The organism is Pseudomonas sp. GM49 (assembly GCF_000282355.1).
Classification (GTDB): domain Bacteria; phylum Pseudomonadota; class Gammaproteobacteria; order Pseudomonadales; family Pseudomonadaceae; genus Aquipseudomonas.
On the sequence record NZ_AKJL01000129.1, the window covers coordinates 1 to 8,296 of the forward strand.

10 protein-coding genes are annotated in these 8,296 nt (G+C 60.5%); 2 read left to right on the plus strand and 8 right to left on the minus strand.

Features of this window, described 5'->3' with window-relative positions; translation table 11 throughout:
• The 5 genes from PMI29_RS16725 to PMI29_RS16705 form a co-directional block, all read right to left on the minus strand.
• The coding region (locus PMI29_RS16725) for an MFS transporter (protein WP_007997375.1) at positions 1–371 on the minus strand (371 nt) is incomplete at its 3' end.
• A gap of 171 nt (positions 372–542) precedes the next feature.
• The gene (gene dgoD / locus PMI29_RS16720; protein WP_007997376.1) at positions 543–1,691 is read right to left on the minus strand and encodes a galactonate dehydratase; all 1,149 of its coding nucleotides are present in this window, start codon (positions 1,689–1,691) and stop codon (positions 543–545) included.
• A gap of 47 nt (positions 1,692–1,738) precedes the next feature.
• Positions 1,739–2,359 carry a 2-dehydro-3-deoxy-6-phosphogalactonate aldolase gene (locus tag PMI29_RS16715; RefSeq protein ID WP_007997377.1) on the minus strand — a complete coding sequence of 207 codons (621 nt, stop codon included), beginning with the start codon at positions 2,357–2,359 and terminating at the stop codon, positions 1,739–1,741.
• 19 nt (positions 2,360–2,378) lie between these two features.
• Positions 2,379–3,371, minus strand: coding sequence for a 2-dehydro-3-deoxygalactonokinase (locus tag PMI29_RS16710; protein ID WP_007997378.1), 993 nt, complete (start codon positions 3,369–3,371; stop codon positions 2,379–2,381).
• 261 nt (positions 3,372–3,632) lie between these two features.
• Positions 3,633–4,115: a GNAT family N-acetyltransferase gene (locus PMI29_RS16705; RefSeq protein WP_007997380.1), complete on the minus strand. Its 483-nt coding sequence runs from the start codon at positions 4,113–4,115 to the stop codon at positions 3,633–3,635.
• 337 nt (positions 4,116–4,452) lie between these two features.
• Between PMI29_RS16705 and PMI29_RS16700 the strand changes: the two genes are divergently transcribed.
• Positions 4,453–5,658: an MFS transporter gene (locus PMI29_RS16700; protein ID WP_007997384.1), complete on the plus strand. Its 1,206-nt coding sequence runs from the start codon at positions 4,453–4,455 to the stop codon at positions 5,656–5,658.
• A gap of 81 nt (positions 5,659–5,739) precedes the next feature.
• A complete protein-coding gene (locus PMI29_RS16695; RefSeq protein WP_007997385.1) occupies positions 5,740–6,069 on the plus strand; it encodes a hypothetical protein in 330 nt (109 codons plus the stop codon).
• Between the two features lie 102 nt (positions 6,070–6,171).
• On the opposite strand, the gene PMI29_RS16690 is transcribed toward PMI29_RS16695, so the two are convergent.
• From PMI29_RS16690 to PMI29_RS16680, 3 genes are all read right to left on the minus strand, one after another.
• Positions 6,172–6,732: a DUF1285 domain-containing protein gene (locus PMI29_RS16690; protein WP_007997386.1), complete on the minus strand. Its 561-nt coding sequence runs from the start codon at positions 6,730–6,732 to the stop codon at positions 6,172–6,174.
• A gap of 16 nt (positions 6,733–6,748) precedes the next feature.
• Complete coding sequence (locus tag PMI29_RS16685; RefSeq protein WP_007997387.1) at positions 6,749–7,357, minus strand: DUF4823 domain-containing protein; 609 nt, start codon at positions 7,355–7,357, stop codon at positions 6,749–6,751.
• Between the two features lie 171 nt (positions 7,358–7,528).
• Positions 7,529–8,296: GTP 3',8-cyclase MoaA (locus PMI29_RS16680; RefSeq protein WP_007997388.1), on the minus strand; the 768-nt coding region annotated here is incomplete at its 5' end.

Sequence of the window (8,296 nt, forward strand, 5' to 3'; positions counted from 1 at the left end):
GCTTCCAGGGCACCGACCGCCATGCGCAACACGAACAGCGCGATGAAGCTGCCGGCGAAGCCGAGCATCACCGTGGCAACCGACCACAGCAGCAAGGCGACGCTGTAAAGGATGCGCGGTGGCACGCGATCCACCAGCCAGCCGCCGGGGATTTGCATCGCGGCGTAGGTCCAGCCGAAGGCAGAGAAGATCAGGCCGACGTGAATCGGATCGATGCCCAATTCACTGGTCAATGCCGGGGCGGCAATCGACAGGTTGCTGCGGTCCAGGTAGTTGATCACCACAGTGATGAACAACAGGACCATGATGAAAAAACGCTTGCGACTGGGCGTCACCAACGACGCCTGCCCTGTGAGGGTTTGCGGTTGCATGAGGGGTGCCTCTTCTTATGGTTATTGAGGTCGTTCTAAAGACTGGCGCTAAACCCTGTGGGAGCGAGCTTGCTCGCGATAGCGATCTGTCAGTCACATCAATGCTGGATGTGCCGCCGTCATCGCGAGCAAGCTCGCTCCTACAGGGGATTTGTGTGGGTCAGAGCGCACTCACCACTCGGCAAAACTGCCATCGGCATGGCGCCAGATCGGGTTGCGCCAGCGGTGGCCGATGGCGGCGCGTTCGATCACGTATTCCTCGTTTATCTCGATGCCCAGGCCCGGGCCGTTCGGGATCTTCACGAAGCCTTTGTCGTAGTCGAATACCCGTGGGTCTTTCACGTAGTCGAGCAGGTCGTTGCTCTCGTTGTAATGGATGCCCAGGCTCTGTTCCTGGATGAACGCGTTGTAGCAGGCCGCGTCCAGTTGCAGGCAGGCCGCCAGCGCAATCGGACCCAGCGGGCAATGCAGCGCCAGCGCCACGTCGTAGGCTTCGGCCATGTTGGCGATCTTGCGGGTTTCGGTGATGCCGCCGGCATGGGAGGCATCCGGCTGGATGATGTCGACATAGCCTTCGCTGAGCACACGCTTGAAATCCCAGCGCGAGAACAGCCGCTCCCCCAAGGCAATCGGCGTACTGGTCAACGGCGCCAGCTCTTTCAGCGCTTCATAGTTTTCGCTGAGCACCGGCTCTTCGATGAACATCAGCTTGTATGGATCAAGCTCCTTCATTAGCACCTTGGCCATGGGCTTGTGCACCCGGCCATGGAAGTCCACGCCGATGCCGACGTTCGGGCCGACGGCATCGCGCACGGCGGCGACGTTGGCCAGGGCCTGGTCGACTTTGTCGAAGGTATCGAGGAATTGCAGTTCTTCGGTGCCGTTCATTTTTAACGCGGTAAAACCGCGCTCGACCGCTTCTTTCGCCGCCCGTGCGGTATCCGCCGGACGGTCACCGCCGATCCACGAATACACACGAATCTTGTCCCGCACCTGGCCACCCAACAGGTCGCTGACCGACACGCCAAGCGCCTTGCCCTTGATATCCCACAAGGCCTGGTCGATCCCGGCCAGGGCGCTCATGTGGATCGCGCCGCCCCGGTAGAAGCCGCCTCGGTACAGCACGGTCCAGATATCTTCGATGTTGCGTGGGTCTTTGCCGATCAGGTAGTCGGACAATTCCTCAACGGCAGCGGCAACGGTGTGGGCGCGGCCTTCGACCACGGGCTCGCCCCACCCGGTTACACCCTCGTCGGTTTCGACCTTGAGGAAGCACCAGCGCGGCGGAACGATGAAGGTGGTCAGCTTGGTGATTTTCATCTGCTTGTCTCTCTTATTGGATGCAGCGCTCGCAGCGCCAAAAAGTCTTAGCGAAGGGCTTTCCAGGCAGTGACATAGGCCTTGGCATTGGCCGCCACTTGCGCAGGCGTCATGCCCGGTTTGAACAGGCCGGAACCGAGGCCGAAACCTTTGACACCGGCGTCGATAAACACCTGCATGTTGTCCGGGGTGATGCCGCCGACCGGCACAAGAATGGTTCCGGCGGGCAGCACCGCGAGCCAGGCTTTGACGACCGCCGGGCCCATCTGCTCGGCCGGGAACATCTTCAGCACATCCGCGCCTTCGGCCAGCGCCGCAAAGGCTTCGGTCGGCGTGGCGACACCGGGCGACAGGTACAGCCCCGCCGCTTTCGCCGCACGCAGCACCTTCGGATCGCTATGGGGCATGACGATCACCTGACCGCCCGCGGCTTTCACCTGTACGACCTGCTCCGGCGTCAACACCGTGCCGGCACCGATCAGGCAGTCAACGGGCAAGGTACTGCGCAGGATGCGGATACTTTCGTACGGCTCCGGGGAATTGAGCGGCACTTCGATGACGCGAAATCCGGCGGCGTACAGGACTTCGCCGATGGCCGCCGCTTCTTGCGGGCTCAGGCCGCGCAGGATCGCGATCAGGCCGTTTTGTGCCAGCGCTTGTTTGAGCATGTCAGGCCTCCAGGCAGGTTTAACGGGATGCGGTGGACGTGATCAGGCCGGCGGCGAGCGCCAGTTGCCACAATCCGCGTTCGGTGGCCTGTTCGGCCAGGCTCACCCGGGCAAAACCGCAGGCGTCGAGCGCACGGCTGTAGCGGGCACAGAGTTGGGTATTACCGATGAGGATGATCGAAGGCAGGTGCACGCTGTTGCGCCGACGCCGTTGCACGCCGGCCAGGGCTGACAATTCGTGGCCGATCAGCAGGCCGGACAGATAATCCGCCTGGGCGGTAGCGCTCAATTCGCCAGTCAGGCCCAGGCTGCGGGTGCTGAACATCGTCGACAGAAGACCGATTTCACCGTCCGCCGACAACGCGACCCGCACACCGCGATCAAACGCATCGCCATCGAAAGACGCGCCACGCTGTTGGGTGCGTCCGAGAATGCTGTGTTCACTGAGCACGGCGAAAACTTCGCCGGTCATGAACGTATCGAAATGCACGATGCAGCCGTCGGCCACTTCCACCCATTTTGAGTGGCTGCCCGGCAGGCCGATCAGCAGATCAGCGCCCGCCTCGCCCGCCAGGTTTTGCAGTACACCGAGCACCTGGGTTTCTTCGCCGCGCATCACGTTCGGCAAATGCGAACGCTGGATGACGCCGGGCACAATGTGCACATCGACGCCGCGCAGGCTGCGCACGGTTTGCAAGGAAGTACCGAGAGTGGCGACGTTCGCCGGCGTGTCGCGGTAGGCCGCTTCGCTCCAGCCCTGGGCGCTGCCGACCATGCCGCAGGCAATCACCGGCAAATCCGGCTGGGTATCGAGCCAGTCGCCGCAAGCCTCATCGAAGGCCAGTTCGAAACCGTCGGTGCATTTCCGGCCGGCAATGATTCGCGGCGCTTTCGGCAGCTGCATGATCCCCGACGACAGCGAACGCTGTTCGAGCACCTGGCCACCTTCAGCCAATTTGTAAGCACGGAGTGAGGTCGTCCCCCAATCGAGCGCGATCAATTGCGCCTGCATCGCTTCACCTGTTTTGGTTTTTGGCAGTGAGTGAGCAGGACTATAAACCCAGGCGCTGGATAATCTCAATATATAAATATCAATCCCATATACTGGGACGACGACAAAAAAAAACCACCGCCTACGGTAGCTCCCTGGAATGCATTCCCCTGTAGGAGCTAGCTTGCTAGCGATGGTCGTCAACGATAAAGCGGAAAGCCTGACACCCCATGGTGTTTTCGATTTCTTCGCGAGCAGGCTCGCTCCTACAGGGGATACCGCTCAATTGCCCTCGGCGAACTCGCGCAATACTTTTCCATCCATCCGATACCGAACCCACTCCTCCTGCGGCTGCGCGCCCAGGGATTTGTAGAATTCGATAGCCGGCGTATTCCACTCCAGCACGCTCCACTCGAAACGGCCACAGTCGTTGGCGCAGGCGATTTTCGCCAGATGCCGCAGCAGGGTCTTGCCCGCACCACCGCCGCGCTGTTGCGGAGTGATGTAAAGGTCTTCGAGGTACAGGCAATTGCTGCCCAACCAGGTCGAATAGCTGAAGAAGAACACCGCGAAACCGATGGGTGCGCCGTCGCGCAGGCAGATCAGGCCATGGGCGGTGGCGCCTTCGCTGAACAGGCTGCGCTCGATATCGGCAACACTGGCGATGACTTCATGGCGGGCACGTTCGTAGTCGGCCAGTTCAGTGATGAACGCGAGGATTTGCGGTGCGTCACTGGGGGTCGCCGGGCGGATTTCGATCGTCATGGACGTGCCTTGTCAAAAGAGGAAAACGCCATACTAAGTCGGCGCGATATTTGTGGCGAGGGGGCTTGCCCCCGCTGGCCTGCGAAGCAGGCCCTTTCTTAGCGATCGCATTACACCAGAAAGATTCCAGTGTGCTTATTGGGGTTGCTGCGCAACCCAACGGGGGCAAGCCCCCTCACCACATGCAAGCCCCCCTCGCCACAAAAGCTCCCTGCCAAAAAATGGATCTTCACTCCGGCCTCCACTAACCCTGGCATCGATAACCTCGGACCTAACATTCGGGCACTGCGTGGTTAGATAGCCGCGCTGCTCATTTTCCCGGTCAAGGAACCGCGTCATGTCTTGCGCAACACCCCCTGTATCAACCAAGTTGTTCGGCCTGTTTTGCCTCGCCAGTTACCTGTTGTCGTTGTCCTATGGCTCGACTTTTTTGCTGTCGCTGTTGATCAGCTCTCGTGGTGGCAACGAGCACGACGCCGGCAGTGTGATTTCGACAGCGATGCTCAGTACCTTTGTGGCGGTGATTGTTTCCGGTCATTTGTCCGACTTGCTCGGTGCCGCCCGATCGGTGGCGCTGTTCGGTGTATTGCTGGTAGCGGCCAGCCTGGGCTTCGCCCTGACTCCAGGCTTCGGTCAACCACTGTTGTTTTTCGGGCTGCTGCTGGGCCTGGGCTGGGGCGTGTTCTACACCCTCGGGCCGATCATCGTGGCAAGCCTGGTGACACCCTCACAGCGTGCCAGGTACTTCGCCCTGCTGTCGGGCAGCATGATGACCGGGATCGGCAGTGGCCCGTTGCTCGGCCGCGCCGCGAGTGCGCTCGGTTATCCGGTGACGGCGGCGTTTTATCTGGCGGCGCTGGCCAGCCTGATAGGGGTACTGCTGTTCTGGCGCCTGGATCGACAACTGAAACCGGCGCCCGCGCAATCGAGCAGCGTGTCGCGGATTTCCTGGCGTGCAGCAGGTCAGGTGCTGTCGTCCAGGGCAGTATTCCCGATCATCATGGTCGGCCTTGGTGGCTGTGTGTTTGGCGGTCTGTCGAGCTTTCAAACCAGTTATGCCGCAGCGCGGTCGCTCGACTATTCGCTGTTCTTCCTCGGCTTCATGAGTGCGGCGATCAGCGGCCGCATGCTGGTTGCCGGTTTCGTGGTCAAGCGCGATCCATTCCGTGCATCGTGCCTGCTTTCGGGGCTGATGCTGGCGTCGATCGTGATGTTCGGTTTTGTCGTCGACAGCAGCGTCAGCTACGTGCTCGCGGCGGTGATGCTCGGGATCGGTTACGGCCTGACCTACTCGGTGATCAACGGCCTGGCCGCCAATGAAGCGCCGAACGGCACCACCGCACAATCCTTGCTGCTGTTCAGCCTGTCGTACTTCATCGGCGTGTTCGGCTTTCCCTTGCTGGCCGGGAAAATCATCGTCGAGCAAGGCATGGCCACGCTGTTGCTCACGGTGTTGGCGGTCGCTTCGCTCAACTGGTTGATCACCGTGGGCCGGTTGATCTGGAGAAGAGCTACAGCGGTCAGGGCATTGGAGCAGGCCTGAGCCGTTCGTCGCCAATAATGCACCCATCCAGATCGAGGGCGTACTAATCAGGTAAGGACTCTATCCGTTGGAGACAACACCATGATCCTGTCTAGGTTGACCGCCCTCGTTCTCACCGTCTTGCTGTCTTCTGCCGCGATCGCCGGGACCATCGGCTCGAGCACCGGCCCGACCAACCCGGTGGAAAAGCCAAGGGCACCGGCGATCCAGAGTGCCCCCGGCATGAACACCAATGGCACGACCATCGACCACAACCTGCCGCCCTCCACCGGCACCGACCCACGGGTTCAAGGCAATGATGCAGGACGTCAGGGCGGTATGACTTTACCAGGCAGCAAAACACCCAGCAGCGGCGGACTCGGTTCGACCACCAGCGGCAGTTCGGGTGATGACGACGATGACAACCAATAGTTGCCAGTTTGAGGACAGAAGCCCGGGCGAAGAATATTGCGCTGGCAGGAATTGATTGAGGCGCTGCGCAAGGCAAGTCAGTGCCAGATCGTGTGTTGAGTTTTAGGGCTCAAGACCGATAGGGAAAAACTCACCGCCACTCCATACACCGAGCCAGCGCTGGCCATCGATCTCGCGACTCACCGCAAGTTCCACCAATTGATAGAACACATTGCGATGAATCAACGCTTCAAGATTGCTGCGCACATGTACGTAAGGGGCTGGTTCCTGCGTTACCGGGTCGGTGACCACACGCAGCGGATGCCCCACACCGGCCTCGGTGGTTTCCTCGACGTTGGTGGTAAAGCGCAACAGCTGCGCCTCGCCTTCGCCTTCCACGTCCACCGCAATCGCCACGAACGGCGCATCGTCGACCTTGATGCCGACCTTTTCGACCGGAGTGATCAGGAAGTAATCATCGCCATCACGGCGAATGATGGTGGAGAACAGTTTGACCATCGGCTTGCGCCCGATCGGGGTGCCCAGGTAATACCAGGTGCCGTCCCGGGCGATGCGCATGTCGATGTCGCCGCAGAAATCGGGATTCCACAGGTGCACCGGCGGCAAGCCTTTGGTCTTGGGGATTTGCCCCAGCAAGTCGTTGGCTTTTTGCGGGCCACTCATGGCGTTCTCCTCGGGATTACTGGTCGCTGAGCCCCAACAGGCCGCGCGCATATTGCTCCAGCGGCGGGCCCATCAGGTCTTCGGGTTTTTTATCGTGGAACGTCAGTAAACCGCCACGACTCTTGATGGTCGCAGTATCAATCAAATACTGGGTGCTGGTCTCGATCAACATGATCTGAATCATACCGCTGTCGATGCCGAGACGATCCAGGGCCTCCTGATCCAGCCACTCGTCCGAGTTGCCGATACGGTCGTCAGACTTGGCAAATCGGGTGTAGAGCAGATAGTGCGCACCGGCGGCACGGGCTTCGACCATGGCCTGGTCGAGGCCTTCCGGCGCAGGGGCACGGCGGACCATCGGGAAGTATTCGACGAAGCCATCGAACGCGACTTCGGCAATCACGTTGGGCCGTGGATAAACGGCGCTGCCCGGCGGCATGAAAGCGCCTTGAGCGATGTAGACGAACGAGTCCGGCTGGATGCGCAGGTTGTTTACGCGACGGCTGTCACTGTGATCGAGCAACCCCGCATCGCTCATATGGTAACGAGTCCCTTCGGCCATATCGCTGACGTTCATGCAGCCACCAAGTGCCAAAACGGCCAGCAGCAAAACCAGGCTACGCATCCTATCCTCCAGAGGCCGGTGTCGGAAAACCGGCGAATGGCCGTAGGATGCAGCTTTTGCGCCATCTCATGAGCATTGTTGACTTATCCATAGCCATCGCGAGCAAGCTCGCTCCTACAAGGATTTACGCAAAACCTTGTGGGAGCGTGGCTTGCCCGCGATGAGGCCGGATCAACCGCCAATAATCTTCATGACAGTCGCGCCACCAGAGAACGCCACTTCCTGCTTGTCCCCCAAGGCTTTCACCAAGAGTCTCTGTAGCGCCGGCAGCGCCTGATGACGCGGCTTGTCCAGCAGGTCGCCGATGTAATGGCGATTGCTCGATGACAGGCAGCCATGCAGCCACCCGGTGGAAGATAAGCGCAAGCGAGAACAGGTCCGGCAGAAAGGCACGCTCTCGTTGGCGATCACGCCGAAATAACCCTGGCCGGGAATTTCATAGCGAACGGCCGTCGCATCGACCGGGGCATCGGCCTGCAGGTATTCGTAGCGCTCGCCGATCAGGCTCAGCAACTGCTGGAGGCTGACGAACTGTTGCAGAAAGGCGTTGGAGTCGTTGGCCAGGTGGCCCATGCGCATCAGCTCGATGAAGCGCAGTTCATAACCGCGCTCCAGGCAGTAGTCGAGCAGCGGCATCACTTGGTCAAGGTTCTGCCCGCGCAGCGGCACCATGTTGACCTTGATCTTCATGCCGGCCGCACTTGCCTCGCTCATGCCGTTGAGCACAGTGGCCAGATCGCCGCCCCGGGCAATGCTGCGGAACGCATTCGCATCGAGGGTATCGAGGGAAACGTTGAGGCGCCGAATGCCGGCGTTCACCAGCAGCGGCAGTTTCTTCGCCAGCAACTGGCCATTGGTGGTCAGGCTGATGTCTTCCAGGCCCATCTGCCCGACCGCCGTCATGAACGCTTCGAGTTTCGGGCTGACCAGCGGCTCCCC